At 36.0% G+C, this 17,115-nt stretch carries 17 protein-coding genes; 8 read left to right on the forward strand and 9 right to left on the reverse strand.

What is annotated here, in order from left to right; all coding sequences use genetic code 11:
• Positions 1-17 precede the first annotated feature (17 nt).
• From IW15_RS20180 to IW15_RS20210, 7 genes are all read right to left on the reverse strand, one after another.
• The gene (locus tag IW15_RS20180; RefSeq protein WP_034715054.1) at positions 18-467 is read right to left on the reverse strand and encodes a hypothetical protein; all 450 of its coding nucleotides are present in this window, start codon (positions 465-467) and stop codon (positions 18-20) included.
• Positions 468-580: 113 nt separating this feature from the next.
• Positions 581-1,771: an ADP-forming succinate--CoA ligase subunit beta gene (gene sucC / locus IW15_RS20185; protein WP_034715055.1), complete on the reverse strand. Its 1,191-nt coding sequence runs from the start codon at positions 1,769-1,771 to the stop codon at positions 581-583.
• Between the two features lie 131 nt (positions 1,772-1,902).
• Positions 1,903-3,180 (reverse strand): chloride channel protein, encoded by a 1,278-nt coding sequence (locus IW15_RS20190; RefSeq protein ID WP_034715057.1) that lies wholly within the window; start codon positions 3,178-3,180, stop codon positions 1,903-1,905.
• Positions 3,181-3,276: 96 nt separating this feature from the next.
• A complete protein-coding gene (locus IW15_RS20195; protein WP_034715059.1) occupies positions 3,277-3,945 on the reverse strand; it encodes a hypothetical protein in 669 nt (222 codons plus the stop codon).
• Between the two features lie 57 nt (positions 3,946-4,002).
• Positions 4,003-4,389, reverse strand: coding sequence for a DUF423 domain-containing protein (locus IW15_RS20200; RefSeq protein WP_034715061.1), 387 nt, complete (start codon positions 4,387-4,389; stop codon positions 4,003-4,005).
• A 2-nt stretch (positions 4,390-4,391) separates the two neighbouring features.
• Positions 4,392-5,384 carry a hypothetical protein gene (locus tag IW15_RS20205; RefSeq protein ID WP_228384409.1) on the reverse strand — a complete coding sequence of 331 codons (993 nt, stop codon included), beginning with the start codon at positions 5,382-5,384 and terminating at the stop codon, positions 4,392-4,394.
• 244 nt (positions 5,385-5,628) lie between these two features.
• Complete coding sequence (locus IW15_RS20210; protein WP_034715065.1) at positions 5,629-6,957, reverse strand: hydroxymethylglutaryl-CoA reductase, degradative; 1,329 nt, start codon at positions 6,955-6,957, stop codon at positions 5,629-5,631.
• A gap of 144 nt (positions 6,958-7,101) precedes the next feature.
• Here IW15_RS20210 and IW15_RS20215 point away from each other — a divergent pair, with 144 nt between their 5' ends.
• Both IW15_RS20215 and IW15_RS20220 read left to right on the forward strand, forming a co-directional pair.
• Positions 7,102-8,361, forward strand: coding sequence for a putative DNA modification/repair radical SAM protein (locus IW15_RS20215; protein WP_034715067.1), 1,260 nt, complete (start codon positions 7,102-7,104; stop codon positions 8,359-8,361).
• Positions 8,362-8,491: 130 nt separating this feature from the next.
• Positions 8,492-9,250 (forward strand): TIGR03915 family putative DNA repair protein, encoded by a 759-nt coding sequence (locus IW15_RS20220; RefSeq protein WP_034715070.1) that lies wholly within the window; start codon positions 8,492-8,494, stop codon positions 9,248-9,250.
• A gap of 80 nt (positions 9,251-9,330) precedes the next feature.
• On the opposite strand, the gene IW15_RS20225 is transcribed toward IW15_RS20220, so the two are convergent.
• Entirely contained in the window at positions 9,331-10,131 is an 801-nt protein-coding gene (locus IW15_RS20225; protein WP_034715072.1) for a DNA alkylation repair protein, read from the reverse strand.
• Between the two features lie 110 nt (positions 10,132-10,241).
• Here IW15_RS20225 and IW15_RS20230 point away from each other — a divergent pair, with 110 nt between their 5' ends.
• The 4 genes from IW15_RS20230 to gap all read left to right on the forward strand — a co-directional run bounded on the left by IW15_RS20230 (position 10,242) and on the right by gap (position 13,685).
• Entirely contained in the window at positions 10,242-10,583 is a 342-nt protein-coding gene (locus IW15_RS20230; RefSeq protein WP_034715075.1) for a winged helix-turn-helix transcriptional regulator, read from the forward strand.
• 128 nt (positions 10,584-10,711) lie between these two features.
• Positions 10,712-11,584: a DUF4846 domain-containing protein gene (locus IW15_RS20235; RefSeq protein WP_034715077.1), complete on the forward strand. Its 873-nt coding sequence runs from the start codon at positions 10,712-10,714 to the stop codon at positions 11,582-11,584.
• 83 nt (positions 11,585-11,667) lie between these two features.
• Complete coding sequence (pfkA, locus tag IW15_RS20240) at positions 11,668-12,654, forward strand: 6-phosphofructokinase (protein WP_034715080.1); 987 nt, start codon at positions 11,668-11,670, stop codon at positions 12,652-12,654.
• Positions 12,655-12,680: 26 nt separating this feature from the next.
• Positions 12,681-13,685, forward strand: coding sequence for a type I glyceraldehyde-3-phosphate dehydrogenase (gene gap / locus IW15_RS20245; protein ID WP_034715082.1), 1,005 nt, complete (start codon positions 12,681-12,683; stop codon positions 13,683-13,685).
• 136 nt (positions 13,686-13,821) lie between these two features.
• Here gap and IW15_RS20250 read toward each other — a convergent pair whose 3' ends face one another.
• Complete coding sequence (locus IW15_RS20250) at positions 13,822-14,622, reverse strand: hypothetical protein (protein ID WP_034715084.1); 801 nt, start codon at positions 14,620-14,622, stop codon at positions 13,822-13,824.
• A gap of 434 nt (positions 14,623-15,056) precedes the next feature.
• On the opposite strand from IW15_RS20250, the gene IW15_RS20255 reads away from it, so the two are divergent.
• Positions 15,057-15,833 (forward strand): LuxR C-terminal-related transcriptional regulator, encoded by a 777-nt coding sequence (locus IW15_RS20255; RefSeq protein WP_034715087.1) that lies wholly within the window; start codon positions 15,057-15,059, stop codon positions 15,831-15,833.
• Between the two features lie 84 nt (positions 15,834-15,917).
• On the forward strand, positions 15,918-17,114 hold the full coding sequence (locus IW15_RS20260; RefSeq protein ID WP_034715090.1) for an oxygenase MpaB family protein: 1,197 nt from the start codon (positions 15,918-15,920) through the stop codon (positions 17,112-17,114).
• The last annotated feature ends 1 nt before the right edge of the window (position 17,115 follow it).

Below are 17,115 nucleotides of genomic sequence, written 5' to 3' on the forward strand. Positions count from 1 at the left end.
GGTGTAATTTTTATATATTAATATTGAGTGGTTATTTTTTTAACAGAAACCTTTTTCATCAGTTTGAAAAGCACATCCGGTGAAGTTCGGCTCTCTTTTTTGAAGTCCGGGTTATCAAATTCTTTTATGGTAACCGTTAATACCTTATTATTCAGAGACACATTTTGTATGATAATGTCGTTGCTGTTCTTAAGTACAGGCTTTATAATAATATAGGTTTCATAGGGAGTAACGGTGGGAATCGGAGCAAGCCTTCCGCCATCCGTTTTCTGATGGATAACAGCAAAGATCTGATCCATTTTTTCCTGCGTATCAATGACCAGAAAATTGTTTTTAATTAGCGAAAAAGGATAATGGAATTGATCTTCAAAGGGAATATTGGTAATGCCAGACCTATCAATTTTTCTGACAGCTAATGACTGACAATTCGCAAAGGAAATCAATAAAAAACAAAGAATAAATTTCATTTCATGAGTGTGTATTGTAAATCTAGCAATTTTTTATATTTATTTAATACTTTTTACGCATAAAAAACCCGCTTTTGTATAAAAGCGGGTTTCATTATTTTATAAGCGGAGTCTTATGCTAAAACTTCTTTCACTTTATTTGCAGCTTCTTCCAAAGTAATTGCAGAATGTACAGGAAGACCTGATTCGTCAATTAATTTTTTAGCTTCTACAGCATTCGTTCCTTGTAATCTTACGATCAATGGTACCGGAAGGCTTCCCATTGCTTTGTAAGCGTCTACTACACCCTGAGCTACTCTGTCACATCTTACGATACCACCGAAGATATTGATCAAGATTGCTTTTACGTTTGGATCTCTTAAGATGATTCCGAAAGCAGTCTGTACTCTCTGAGCATCAGCAGTTCCTCCTACGTCAAGGAAGTTAGCAGGGTTACCACCAGATAATTTGATGATATCCATCGTTGCCATCGCAAGACCGGCACCGTTTACCATACAAGCAACGTTACCGTCTAATTTTACGAAGTTAAGACCAGCTTCACCTGCCTCAACATCCATTGGATCTTCTTCTCTTGTATCTCTTAATTCAGCTAAGTCTTTGTGACGGAACAATGAGTTGTCATCTAACGTTACTTTAGCATCTACAGCGATAATTTTGTTATCAGAAGTTTTTAATACAGGATTGATTTCGAAAAGAGAAGCATCAATTCCAATATAAGCATTGTAAAGACTTGTAATGAATTTTGTGAATTCTTTGAATGCATTTCCTTCAAGACCCAGGTTGAAAGCAATTTTTCTAGCCTGGAAACCTTGTAATCCTAAAGCAGGATCAATAATTTCTTTGTGAATTAAATGAGGAGTTACTTCTGCAACGTGCTCAATATCCATTCCTCCTTCAGTAGAATATACGATTGTATTTTTACCTTCAGCTCTATCTAAAAGAATAGAAACATAAAATTCTTTAGTTTCAGTTTCTCCAGGATAATAAACATCTTCTGCAACCAAAACAGAGTGTACTTTTTTACCTTCAGCAGAAGTTTGTGGCGTTACCAACTGCATTCCGATGATGTTCTGTGCATTTTCTTTAAGTTTATCCATATTTGGAGAAAACTTAACACCACCACCTTTACCACGTCCACCTGCGTGAATTTGTGCTTTTACTACCCAAGCTTTCGCTCCGGTTTCAGCCGTAAGTTTTTCAGCAGCTGCTACAGCTTCGTCTACATTATTAGCAACGAAACCACGTTGTATTGCTACTCCGTACTTTGATAAAATCTCTTTTGATTGATACTCGTGAAGATTCATATTATTTTTATTATTTTATTTTAAATTTTAAAGGTTGACAAATTTACTAAAAAGACATGGAAGTTCAAGATTCTTGGCTTAAAAATTAAAGCGTTGCGAACTTGATTTTTAACATATCTCTCAAATCTGCCTTATTCTTCGGCTAATTTCTCAGACTGTGAACCGATAAACGGAATTTTTGGAGCGAGAAAATAACCGGTTAAGCTTGCAAAAAGAATAGGAACGAAATACGTAAAACCGGTTAATGTTCCCAAAATAATTGTTGTACTCATCGGGGTTCTGGTCACACAGGCATTAATAGCAGCCATACAGCTTACAATTGCCAGCGTGGTATCTACTGATGGAAAAAGCTGATGGATAATAAGTCCTAGTGTTGTTCCCACAAAAAATAGCGGGATAATAAAACCACCTCTCCAGCCGGATGTTACGGTAATAGCAATCGCCAGTATTTTAAAAATAAGGATACTGATTAAAAAGTTCAATGCAAAATTTCCGTTGATGAGCTGATTAATCTCATTATGCCCAAAATATCTGGTCAGTGGAAAATAAAAAGCGATAATCCCCAGAATAATTCCACCGGTTAGTGTTTTAATGTAGATGGGAAATTTCCTGTATTCAAAAATTTTCTTGAAAAACTTTACAACAAAAATAAAGATCCAACCAAAAAGTGTTCCCACCGCACCAAAGGCTACTGCATAGGCGAAATCATAAACTCCGGTATAATGATAGGCTTTCAAATCCCATGTTGCTCCTATTCCCAAATGAATGATCAATGCAAAAACCACATAGCTGAAACAGCTGGCAACTAAAGCAGGAATAATTGCTTTATAATACTCTACAGCATGCTTGTGATGTAATATTTCCAGCGAGAAAAGACTTCCTCCGAGCGGCACCCCAAATAAGGCAGTAAACCCGGACGCCATCCCCGCAATGCTTAAAGAACGTAATTCTTCTCCCTTCAGCCTGAAAACTTTTCCCAGCCAGCTTCCTGTAGAACCCGTTACCTGGACCAAAGGCGCCTCAGGTCCCAGACTTCCGCCTGATGCAACACAAAAAAGCGACGATAAAATCATCGAAGGATTATTTTTAGGATCTAATTTTCCTTTATTAAACCTTATGTTATCAACAATCAAATGAATTTCTCCCGGATCACCCATACAATGAATCACAAGCCCGGCTAGAAGCCCGCAGACTGCCATGGTAGGAATAACCATCCAGCCATGAAAGTGTGCTAATAATTCCGTGAAATGCTCCAACACAATCCAATATACTCCAGCGATTACGCCTCCTACTAAACCCGTAAGCGCCCACATGAAAAAAGTACGGCTGAATACAAAAGGATTGAACTTTATCGGCTGATCTAAAAGATCGAATGTTTTGATAATCCTTCTTCTTCTATTAATCTTCATTTTAATTGATTTTAAAAATAAGGAATGTCATCATTTGTTTTTATTTTAAGATCTGAATCAGGATTGATTATGTCTGTTTTACATATATCTTTTTATTTACTCAAACCTTAGCACAATCGGTTGCGAAAAATTTCGAGCAATAGGAATTTTGTTGTAAAACAAAGGTTTTTCCAGCGTCCCAATCGCATACAGAAACAATGCACTGATGATACCGAATTCCGTATTAGACGATCCACTGTATTTTACATTTTTGAATTTTCCATCCACATCAATGTTGAAATTTAAAATACACCGATATATTCCGCCCTCATAATCTTCTAGTAAATAAACAGGAAAATTCTTCGTGAGCTGTTTTCTCAACTCTTCAAGTTGCTGATAATTTTCAACCTCAGTAAAATCAATAGATTTATTTTTTGCACCTTCCACAGATACATTATTTTCTATTTGTACTCCATTGATTATTTTGAATGAAATATTTGGATCTATCTTTCCAATCATCACTTCTTTATCATAGATTTTTTGATAAAGATTTTCCAGATTTTTTATTTTTTCACTATAAAAAATTCTGTATTTTACAAGATATACAGCAGAATCTTTTTTGTAGTCATAACGATTAAGACTATCAGAAAAACGCTTTTGTATATTTTTTACTTCCTTTAAAATATTTCTATCCAGTAATTTATTTTTCTCTTGTGCATTGATATTTTGAACACTTAAAGAAGAAAAAATAAGGGTAAGAAAAAATAATAAAAAACGATTGTTCATTGTATACTTCTTTGGTAAAATCCTAAGCCTGGCATTTTATAGCTCAAATCCTGATTGCTAAATTCTATTCTTAGCAAAATAAAGAATCAGCATTCCCCAGCTCAGGATCATCAATAATCCTCCAAGAGGGGTAATAGGTCCTAAGAATTTTAAATTAGCTCCCAAATAATCCTGCATGCTTAAGAAATAGATACTGAATGAAAATAGCATGGTGCCTGCAATCATTAATATAGAAATCCATTTTTCTGATGAAGTTTCAAATTTTAAAATATACCCAGCAATCAATAAAAAGAATGCAGCATACATTTGATATCTTACTCCGGTCTCGAAGCTTTCCAGCCTTTCAACAGATAATATTTTCTTTAAAGCGTGCGCGCCGAATGCACCTAAAATTACTGACAGCATGCCGTAAACAGCACCAAAGACTAAAGTTATTGTTTTCATTTTTATAATTCTTCTAATTCTAGATTTAAATATTTTTTTGTTTTATAATCCTGCCAGGTTCCTATGATTTTATTACCTTGTACATCTGCTTCTACAAAACCTCTAAGCATCCATTGTCTGGCTTCCTCACTATAATAATCGCTTTCCGTAAGGGAAATATGGTTTCCTTGTATCTTCCCATTCCACTCGATGAGTTTCTTATTTTTGTCATACCAGTACATCGCAGAAAAACTACCATCCTCATACAGCTGTTTGATAAAAACAGTAATCGGATATTTTCCATCAATTTTTCCTTTATATAATGTATTGCTTAGACTTGTTTTATCAATTTGTGCAGAACCTGACAACAAATTTTTCGCATAAGAACTCCAATATGTATCCAGTTCTTTATAAGAGAACTCAACAACATGACTATCCAGCTCATCCAAAGCTCTCATTGCATGATTGGCACATCTGCCTGCAATAAATCTTATTTTATCCTTTCCGAAATAATATTTGATATCTCCCAGAGTATATTGTGTAAAACACCCTTCATAGATAGCAATCTGATCCAAAACTTCTTCTGAAGGATTTTTCTCTGATTTTAACTGAACAAGAAAATCATCAATTTCTTTCTTTACCTGTTTCTGAATAAGACCTTCAATTTCTTTAACGGCGTTTGGCTGGAAAAGATCTTTAGCATTGATAAAATTTCCTGTTCTCAAATCAAAATTCTGCCAAATTAAAAAACTTTCAGGATAAGCTCCTGAAGCTTCACCATCCAGCGCAATACTTAAAATATTTTTAGGGGTTTCCAGCTTTTCCCAACTATAAAAATAAACGTAATTGGAATATGACGTTTTTCCCGCAGAAACAAGCTTGAAAGGATTTCCTTCTGCTCCGGGAATGTACTCCAACTGGTCAACCTGCAAAAAAGTATTGATTTTATTTTCGACCCTAGGATTCACTGAATAAGAAACCAATGGAAAAACAGAATCTTCAGACTTCGGTTTCAAATCAGTTATTTTTAAATTTTTCTGTTGTGAAAAACTTAAACCGGAGATGAGCAAAAAAAATAAAATCTTACTTTTCACTATTTTGATTTTAAATAGAGGATAATAAACCGGGCTACCAATGTAGAAATCCCCAAGATGATAAACATAATGGAGAATTTCTTTGAACTTTGAAACCCTTTTGATTTCGTAACTTTTAAAAAGATTCCGAAGAGGATAAATATAATGGGTAAGATAATCTGAAGCATTATTGAGCTCTTAATCTGTTAAATTCGTTGATAACTTCGTGGTGGGTAACTGTTTTATCTTTAAAATACGTCACAAAATGCTGTTTCTCTTCTTCCGTAGCTCCCATTTGATTCAAAATATTGAACAAATGCATTTTCATATGACCTTTTTGAATCCCTGTCGTCACCAAAGAACGTAATGCTCCAAAGTTTTGAGCCAACCCGGAAACGGCCAGAATACTCATTAATTCCTGAGCAGAAGGTTTTCCAAGTAAAGCTAAAGAGAATTTTACCAAAGGATGAAGATTCGTTAAACCTCCCACAACTCCCACAGAAATCGGAAGATCAATCCAGAATCTGAAAACACCGTTATCTGTTGTACAGTGGGTCAAAGATCTGTATTGTCCGTCTCTCGCTGCATATGCATGTGCACAAGCTTCCGTTGCTCTGAAATCATTTCCCGTAGCGATTACTACTGCATCCACCCCGTTCATTACCCCTTTATTATGGGTCGTTGCACGAAAAGGTTCTATTTCAGCAATGGTAACGGCCTGTTTAAACTTTCTCGCAAATTCTTCATTGGAAATTCCACTGTCGTCTTTTAAATCCTCTATTTTACAGGAAACCTCAGCTCTTACGATACAATCGGGGGTAAAATTAGAAAGGATATTCATCACAATTTGTAGAGAATCTTTTTCTTCATGGGTAAAATCTGTACTGTCTGCAATTTCTGCTTTCAGTGTTTTCCCAAACTGTTCCAGACATGAATTGATAAAATTCGCTCCCATGGAATCTACGGTATCAAAACTTGCTTTCAGCTGATAATAATCAGGCATTTCTGAAGTTTTATCAATCAGCTGAATATTTAAAATTCCGCCGCCACGCTTTCTCATATTGGACGTGATGCTTTCCGTAGCTGCCATTAATTTTTTCTTTAAATTGAAATTAAAGAAATGTAATAGTTTATGCGGTTCTACATGGAATATAAAATGGGTATGACCCAGTTTTTCGGTATTGATGATGGTTGTTTTAAAACCTCCTTTATCGATCCAGAATTTTGCCGCTTTAGAAGCTGCAGCAACTACTGAACTTTCTTCAACAGCCATAGGAAGTGCCACCAGTTTATTATCAATTAAGAAATTCGGTGCGATTCCATAAGGCATATAGAAGTTGGAAATGGTATTTTCAGAAAATTCTTCATGAAGTTTCTGAAGATCAGTATTTTCGTTCCAGTACTGTTTTAATATATGTTGATATTCCTGGTTTCCTTCAAGATATTCGTTAACGAGCCAGTCGATTTTTCCCTGTTTCGTAAGCTTGGAAAAACCTTCGATTGGTTGATGATTCATAGTATAACTTTAGTGAACCGTAAATATAATGATTTTGCAGCTTTCTATTGTTGATAACTTTCTTTAAAAAAATGTGATTTTTCTCAATTTTGGACCTAATTTTGAACATAAATAAGATATACAAGTTGATATTTTTAATTAAAAATGAATTTTGACCGTCTAAAAGAAAAGCTTGAAATCCTTGCTGATGCTGCGAAATATGATGTTTCCTGCTCTTCCAGCGGAGGTACCCGGAAAAACACCAAAGGTGCTTTAGGAGACAGCTCCATAAGCGGGATTTGTCATACCTATACGGAAGACGGACGATGTGTTTCTCTTCTCAAAATTTTATTGACCAATCACTGTATTTACGATTGTGCTTACTGCGTTTCAAGAAGTTCAAATGATATTAAAAGAGCTGCTTTTACGGTAGAAGAAGCGGTGGATTTAACGATCAATTTTTATAGAAGAAATTATATTGAAGGTCTGTTTTTAAGTTCCGGAATCTTCAAAAATGCAGATACTACGATGGAACGTCTGGTAAGGGTAGCCAAGAAACTTCGTCTGGAAGAAAATTTTAACGGATATATCCATTTAAAATCTATTCCGGGAGCAAGCGATGAGCTGATGCAGGAAGCGGCGATGTATGCCGACAGGTTATCCATCAACCTTGAAATTCCTACAGAAAGTGGTTTGAAGCTTCTGGCTCCTGAAAAAAACCGCCAGGATATGATCAATCCTATGCGGTATATCCAAAAAGGGATTACACAATATAATGATGAAAAGAAAATTTTCAGGAAAGTTCCGAAGTTTGCCCCTGCGGGACAGTCGACCCAGATGATCGTTGGTGCCACCAACGAAAATGACCTGCAGATCATTAAAGTCGCAGACCATTTTTATAAAAATTTTAATCTGAAAAGAGTCTACTATTCTGGCTATGTTCCGGTTTTGGAAGATAAAAGGCTTCCTTCATTAACGACAGAAGTTCCGATGCTGAGAGAGAACAGACTGTATCAGTCTGACTGGCTGATGAGATTTTACGGCTTCAAAGCGGAAGAGATCCTGGATCCGAATATGCCGTTCCTTGATCTTGAGGTAGATCCAAAATTAAGCTGGGCTTTGAGGCATCTGGATCAATTCCCGGTAAATCTACAAACTGCCGATTACCAAATGATTTTAAGAATCCCTGGGATTGGAGTGAAAACAGCAAAAAAAATTGTGAGCGCCAGACATTTTCAGGTTTTACATATGGACCATCTCAAAAAACTAGGCGCTGCCGTAAATCGCGCAAAGTATTTTATAGATTTTAATGCCGGAAATTTGTATCTGAAATATCTTACGGATCAGAATTTAAGGAAATTGCTAATTGGAGGAAGTTCATCCAAGTTTCATAATCAGTTTTCGCAACAGCTGACTTTATTTTAAATTCAAACACAAATTGAAAACAATGAGTTGTCATTTAAACGGAATGAAGTGGAGTGAAAATCTAAATTAAATTACAGAGATTCTTCCTTCGTCAGCATAACAAAAAGTAGAAAATTATTACACAACGCCAATGACCACCCTACTCTATGACGGAAGTTTTGACGGACTTTTAACATCAGTATTTGAAGTTTTCGAATACCGGTATAAAGACGTGGAGATATTCAGTAAGCAAAACTTTTATCAGGAAAATATCTTTGCTGAGATTCATGAAGTCATTACGCAGAATGATAAAGCGGAGCGTGTTTTCAACAAATTAGAACAGAATATCGGCAGATCGGGAATTCATCAGCTGCTGAAAGTTTTTCTGTCCGAAGATCCGTTACTGGAACAGCTGATTCTATCAGCCATAAAACAGTCCATTCAGCACCCTACGGAAAATATTCTTCAAAATTATGCAGACGATGACATATTGGCGATTTCAAAAATCTGTAAATCTGTCGATCGGGAAAGACACCGAATGACTGCTTTTGTACGGTTTGAAAAAATGCAGGACAATGTTTTTTTCGCTAAAATAGATCCCGACTTTAACGTTCTTCCTCTTATACGGAAACATTTCAAAGACCGCTATCAGGACCAAAAGTGGATGATTTATGATCTTAGAAGAAATTACGGAATTTTATACGACCTGGAAACCTGTGATTTTTTTTATCCTGAAGAGAAATTAGATCTTAGTAGGTATCAGCAGCAGTTCCATGAGGAGGAAAATCAGTATCAAAAGCTTTGGCAGCGGTATTTCACGAAGACCAACATTGTGGAAAGAAAAAACCTGAAGCTTCATATCCAGCATGTTCCGAGACGGTATTGGAAGTATCTGACGGAGAAATGGTGATTTCCGGTCTTTTACTCTCGCAGATTGGGCAGATCACGCAGATTTTTTTGATTGAAAATAATATTTACTGAATTACCCTCCTATTTTTTCTCAATCGTTCTTAAAGCTCTTTTGAAAATATACTTTGTTTCTTTTGCAGGACATTCTGACATCCATCTTTCACAAATATTTTTTACCCACACAGGTTGTGATTTACTCGCATCATTCAGCCAGTTTCCTACACTGTCCTGAACATATTTTGAAGGATCAGACCTCAGCGGTTCTAAAATGATAAGTCCTGATTCAGGATTTTGCTTAAGTTTTTCAATATGGGCACACCAGACGCCACGAGGACGTGTTGACTCACTGGCGAAACGTCTGATATGATCATCTTCGGCTTTCGTCCAGTCAGTAAGTATCGATAAACTTTCCGAAAGATTTTTTGTTATTGCCGGCCTTACTGCCATCCAGCTGATCTCCCGGACTCCGAAATGTTTATCCGCAGCCAATTTCTTAATCTGTCCCAGCATTTCTTCAATCGTTACCTGATCATTCTGTCCAATGGTATAAGCCGACCAGCAACGGATAAGATCGGCAGGATGTCTTAAAATAAGAGAGATAATTTCATGATCATTGTGTTTTGCAGACAACTCTAAAATCCCTGTTCCTATTGCTTCATTAACCGTATTGACAGTTTGCTTTTTCAAACGGCTAATCTTTTCAACAAGGGGAATATAATATTCTTTGCGGTTATGTTCCGTAAGCAGATGTTCCAGTAACATTTTCTGATCTACCGCCAGCCATTCTGTAAGGTTAACGGTTTCGAGTTCCCCACGGTTTAGACTGTTTAAAATATCTATGGGAATATCTTTTATGGAACGCGCTCCTTTTCTTTCTTTCATTATGTAAACAGGCTCTTTAATAAATTTATTACTTTTACAAAGATCCGCAAGTGAATGAGAATAGGCAATACCGCATAATTTTCTCCCATAGGGATAAAAAAGTCAATGATATGAAAACAAAGGAAAGAGCTGAAGAAAATAAAATTTGTCCGTTAGAGGTTGCTGTTAATTCTATCAGCGGAAAGTGGAAAATTCCTATCGTATGGCAAATTCATGAAGGTAAAAAACGTCCAAGCGAATTTTTACGGGGAATTGCTAAAGTGGACCGCAGAGTGTTGAATCAGCAGCTTGGCGAAATGGTTGACAGCGGTATTTTAACCAAACAATCTTTTAATGAATTACCTCCGAGGGTTGAATATCAGCTTACTGAATTGGGTGAAAAACTGGTTTTGATCCTTTGGCAGCTGAATGACTGGGGGAAACTTTTGATTCCCGAAGATATAAAAGCTTAAAGTCTGTTTTTCATTCATACATCCGGATACAACTGATCTTCTATACTCTCGCAGATTGAGCAGCTAATGCAGATTTATTATTGTAATTATTGCTTAAAATCTTAATATTTGTGATTAAATAAAAACACATGAAAAAAAACATTTTCTTCCTGATTCTTGTAATAGTTATTTCAAGTTGCAAGAATGACCAAAATTCATCCGGCAGTAAAATCGAAATTGCCGGAGCTTCAGTTCTGGAAAGCAGCGTTCAGATTCACAATGATAAAAGCACAATTAAGGAACGGTTTTCTGCTCCCAAAGAGTATACGTGGGTTGAAGAACAGCCTGATTCTTTCGGATATTTTCTTGAAAATTTTAAACTGAAACCCTACGGAAGTCAGATTGTAAAATATGACGGAACTCCAATTGCTACACAACATCTTCATGAAGCCGTTTTTAATATCGATACAGGAAATAAAGATTTGCAACAATGCGCTGATGCAGTTATCCGTTTGAGAGCAGAGTATTTATTTACAACTAAAAAGTTCGATGATATACAGTTTCATTTTACCAGCGGAGATCTGGCCACATGGAATGATTATAAAAATGGGATAAGGGCATTTGTAAACGGTAATTCCGTTAGTTTCAGAAAAACTGCGGGCTTTGATGATTCCTATCAGAATTTCAGAAAGTATCTGGATCTGGTTTTTACGTATGGCGGAACGATTTCTCTTAACAAAGAAACAAAACCGGTATCCCAAAATGCTGATCTGAAAACGGGTGATATTTTAATTACAGCGGGCAGTCCCGGACATGTGGTAATGATTGCCGGAGTCTGCAAAAATAAAGAAGGCAAAAAGTTATTTTTATTAACAGAAGGCTTCACTCCTGCTCAATCGATTCACCTGCTTTCCAATCCTTTTAATAAAAACATTTCGCCGTGGTACGATCTTGATGTAAATTCTTCAGAAACCAAAACTGCGAGATATATTTTTAAACCCACAAATTTTAGACAATTTTAATCATTTATATTCAAAAGTCTTATCAAGTTACTACCATTATCTGAACTTGTTTTTGTAGATTTGTGTTCGAAATTTTTTACTAGATGAAAGAGAGTGCTGTAAAAAAAATTGCAGTTCTTACTTCAGGAGGCGATTCTCCGGGTATGAATGCTGCATTAAGAGCGGTGGTAAGAACCGCTAATTACTATAATATCGAATGCTACGGAGTAAGAGAAGGCTATAACGGCCTTATCCATGACGAATTCCTGAAAATGGGACCTCGTTCCGTAAAAAATATAATCAACCAGGGCGGAACCATTCTTAAATCTGCCAGATCCATGGAATTTAAAACCAAAGAAGGCCGTCAGAAAGCCTATGACAACTGTGTAAAACACGGTGTTGATGCTTTGGTGTGTATTGGTGGAGACGGAACTTTTACCGGAGCCAAGATCTTTAACGAAGAATTCGGAATCAGAGTATTGGGAGTACCGGGAACCATCGATAATGATATTTTCGGAACCGATAACACCATTGGTTATGATACTGCGTTGAATACTGCTATGGAAGCCATCGACAAAATCCGTGATACGGCAACTTCTCACAACAGAATTTTCTTTGTTGAAGTGATGGGGCGTGATGCAGGTTTTATTGCTTTAAACAGCGGACTGGCAACGGGAGCTTTGGATATTTTAATTCCTGAGAAAAAAGACAGCATATCTGATCTTTTCGCCAATTTCAGAAAAGGGGAAAAAACAGGAAAAGCATCAAGTATTGTTGTGGTAGCTGAAGGTGAAAAGCTGGCTAACATTTACGAATTAGCAGAAAAAACAAAACTGGAATTCCCTGATTATGACATTCGTGTGGCTATTTTAGGACATATCCAGAGAGGAGGATCACCTAGCTGCGCAGACAGAGTACTGGCAAGCAGATTGGGCTATGGTGCTGTGACAGGATTAATGGAAGGACAAACAAATGTAATGGTGGGAATGCGTTCCAACGATATGGTGTATACACCCATTGAAGATGCCATTAAAAAACATAATGAAATCAACAAAGATCTTTTACTGATTTCAGAAATTTTAGCAATCTAATATTTTATAATTTAAAACAAACTATTATGTCAACAATTAAAGTAGGTATCAACGGGTTTGGTAGAATTGGACGTCTTGTTTTCAGAGCAATGACTGAAAGAAGCAACATCGAAGTTGTAGGAATCAATGACCTTATCGATGCTACATACATGGCTTACATGTTAAAATATGATTCTGTACACGGAATTTTCCCTGGAGAAGTATCTGTAGAAGGTAACGATCTTGTGGTAAACGGTAAAAGAATCAGAGTAACTGCTGAGAGAGACCCGAACAACCTAAAATGGAACGAGATCGGAGCTGACTATATCGTAGAATCTACAGGTCTTTTCTTATCAAAAGATTCTGCTCAGGCTCACATTAATGCAGGTGCAAAAAAAGTAATCCTTTCTGCTCCATCTAAAGATGATACTCCAATGTTCGTAATGGGTGTAAACCATAAAGAACTTACTGACGATATCAAAATTTTATCAAACGCTTCTTGTACTACTAACTGTTTAGCTCCTTTAGCTAAAGTAATCCACGATAACTTCGGAATCGTAGAAGGTCTAATGACAACAGTACATGCTACAACGGCAACTCAGAAAACAGTTGACGGTCCTTCAATGAAAGACTGGAGAGGTGGTAGAGCTGCATTAAACAATATTATCCCTTCTTCTACAGGTGCTGCTAAAGCAGTAGGAAAAGTAATTCCTTCTCTAAACGGAAAATTAACAGGGATGTCTTTCAGAGTTCCAACGGTAGACGTTTCTGTTGTTGACCTTACTGTAAGATTGGAAAAAGCAACTTCTTACGAGGAGATCTGTGCTGCTATCAAAGCTGCTTCTGAAGGAGAATTAAAAGGAATCTTAGGATATACTGAAGATGCAGTAGTATCTCAGGATTTTGTAGGAGATAAGAGAACTTCTATCTTTGACAAAGATGCTGGTATCATGCTTTCTCCTAACTTTGTAAAACTTGTTTCTTGGTATGACAACGAAATGGGTTATTCAAACAAGTTAGTAGATATGCTTGTACATTCTGCTTCTTTATAATACGTTACAAGAAATATACTATAAAAAAAACCTTCCTCATGGGAAGGTTTTTTGTTTTTAATTACCAACATTCGCAACTGATTCCGAAATGTTTTCAATAACAAAAAACGTCATAAATAATAATGGTATGCACATTTTATTTACTAACAAAAGGATTTTTATCAAATCTGAATGATATACCTATAAACGGATTAGCTCTATACTGCATTTTATTAAGATTATCGGAAGTTACGGAGCTGTCGATATTTTGTCCTATGGTATAATCAAGGTTTGGTCGATTTTGTTTATGTACTGCAATACCAGCTGTTAAAATAATATTTTGCCCTATACCCAAGGCGCCACCAGCAAAAACTGATAATTCTTCAAAATTAAAACCTAAACCACCTGTAAAACCAGGAGATAAATTTTCATGATTATTTATAAATGTAAACATTATTGACGGCATTAAATCCATCATTTTTCCATCTCTTACTTCAATAACCTTACTATCTAAAGAGGTAAACTTGGAACGATTTGTAAATAAGATGGCATTGGCCCCAAAAGAGGTAGTCCAGCTCCAGTCAGATTGGCTTTTAATTTTATAAATTCTTTCCTTAGGCTCATCATCCGCATAAATAGTAATAATGTATTCAGTATTTTTCCTGTAGACCATCTTATTATTCATTTCCTTACTATTTTTTTTATCATCTCGACTGCTATCATTTTTTTTAATCTCAGTGGATAAAGGATGCTGTAAAGCTGCATTTCTTGTTATAGAAATACTATAATTCTTTGGATTTTCAATCTTATAATTATAGGTCCCGCTTTCTACAATTATTTCGAAAGATTTCACTGGCATGTCAGCGTAAATAGTTATCATTGTACCATTTACACTTATTTGTCCGAAAACCATTCCCGCCCATCCCAGCAGAAATAGTACTAATACATTTGTTTTCATGGCTATTAATTTTAAACAAATGTTGGAATTTAATACGTGCGGGGAAAGTACCCGTTTGTGTAGTTTTCACTCTGATTATTGGCGGAAGGAATAATGTACATAAAAAGCCTCTCAACGCATTGAGAGGCCGTTCGTTTATCATTTTCAAACAACTAACAAGAAAAAGCTAAACTTTATTTATAACATTCATTCATAGATTTTGATCTATCTATTTGATTTGTAACAAGATTACCGTATTCTATTTCCATATTCTCCCAGCTAAAAAGCGAAGCACAGAAAAATATAAAACCGTACCATTTATACAGCTTATCATCAATTGGGTTTTCCTGGTTATTAGTTTGTACAAATGTTGGAATTTTATTAACATAAAAAAATCCCACTTTAGTGGGATTTTCTTTAGATTTTAATTATTTTAGCCTTTAAACTAAGTATGCATGAAAAATTCAGAAAAAAAACATTCTCTTATTGAAGTTTGGGACACCTATCCAGGTGTAAGGAATGCGAGCAGAGAAATTCTGAATACACCATCCATTGAGCGCATTATTGGTGAAATGTTTGCCGTCGGTGAGTTTTATTATTATCTTTTAAATCTTACCAACAGTACCCTCTCCCATCACCATGAAAATATTTTAAAGCTCCATGGACTCAAAGAATATCCGAAAAATCTAAAAGAGGTCCTTGATCTTACCCATCCTGACGATATACCTTTTGTAATAAAAGCTGAAAAAACAGTTATTGAAAAAATGGCAGAAATCGGTTTTGAGAATCAGCTGTATTTAAAACTAAGCTATTGCTTCAGAATGAAAACAGCAAACGGTAACTATGAAATGTTCCATCATCAGGCCATTCTTACGATGGAAGATGAAACCGGCCAGCCTATTCAGGCCATCAATATCCATACAAATATCAATCATATCACGAAAGAAAATCCTTACACCGTTTTGGTGACAGGAATAAGCCCGCGAAACGATTTCCATCAAATAAAATTGTGTAATTTTTCGCAGTCTACTAATTTTTTCGAAAACTTAACGAAAAGAGAAACGGAAGTGCTGTCTTTTATTCTAAAAGGCTTTTCGGCATCGGAAATAGCCAAAGCACTGATCTTATCTGAGCATACAGTCCGAAGCCACCGAAAGAATATTTTAAGGAAAACCAACTCTAAAAACAGCAAAGAACTATTAAAAAAAGCTTTTGAATGGGGTTTACTTTAATTTTATACTCATTATTGGAAAATTCTCAATGCCTGACAAATCTCACCATGAAATTCTGATATAAAACTCGTATTTTTATACATCATGGAAAGATTTACTGTACCACCACGTTTTAAAGATTCACCTCACTTCAAAGATTTTTGGGAAAGCGGCAACGGAAAACAGCTTATCGAATTCTCCGGAGCTGAGATCAATTTTAAGGATTTTGAAAAATTTTCTCCTTACTTTTACCATGTTGATGAAGCAGGAGATGATGTTGTAAAAGAGGTGTACTTCACTAAAAAATTCCAGGAAGCTTCTAAAGAAATCGAACAGTATATCCGAAATGGTGTTTCTGAAAATGATCCTATTCCGGAAAGCGTAAAAAAGCTTTTTACCCAAACCCAGCATATTCCCGAATGGCTGGATCATAATCTATTAAAAAGCGGTGCAGAGCTTTGCATGAGAGGCAATATCGATTCTCTGATCTCCTTACGGGATTACTGCCTGATGGGTGGTTATGATTATGCCTACCTCAACAAACCTTTAATTGTGACAGAAGCCTTAAAAAAAGGAGCGGTGAAACGTCTCTCCGAAACATTAGATTTTTGGGTGAATGTAACAAGGTATAATGCGCTGGAAATTCATGCAAAGGGATATGAATTTGCTATTAAAACCCGCCTTATTCATTCTTACGCAAGACTTTCCATTAAAAAGCATTATAAAGATTGGGACACTGAAAACTGGGGTGAACCTATTAATTCATGGGATATGATGGCGACTTACATCGGCTTTAGCTTGGTTTTTCTTCATAGTCTCCAAAAATTGGGCAATACTTTTTCTGAAGATGAAGAAAAAGGACTTTTCCACCTTTGGAAATATGTAGGGTATCTGCTGGGAATTCCTGAAAACCTTATGCCTGACAATAAAAAACAGGCTACTGAATATTTTTATCTATGGACCTCTGTGCAACCATCTTCCGACAAAGATTCGGTTTTACTGGCCCATTCGTTACTGAATGAATCATTGGAAAATCCAATCCTGAAATTTCAGTTTCAGAGAAAAAACCTTCGCTATCTGCATATCTGTTGCACCTGGTTTTTACTGGACGATGAAGTTTGCAAAAGGTTGCAGATTCCGGATGTTCCCAATAAGAATTTATTTCCGGTAACAAAAAAGGTGATCAATAAAATATACGACAAAACCGTGAGTCGTGAAGCCCGGATAAAAAAGGGGAACAAAGACCAGTTAAAAGTGTTGGAAGACTATTTAAGGGTCACAAAAAATTCGAATTTTCATTAAA

The sequence above is a fragment of the Chryseobacterium soli genome (assembly GCF_000737705.1).
Classification (GTDB): domain Bacteria; phylum Bacteroidota; class Bacteroidia; order Flavobacteriales; family Weeksellaceae; genus Chryseobacterium; species Chryseobacterium soli.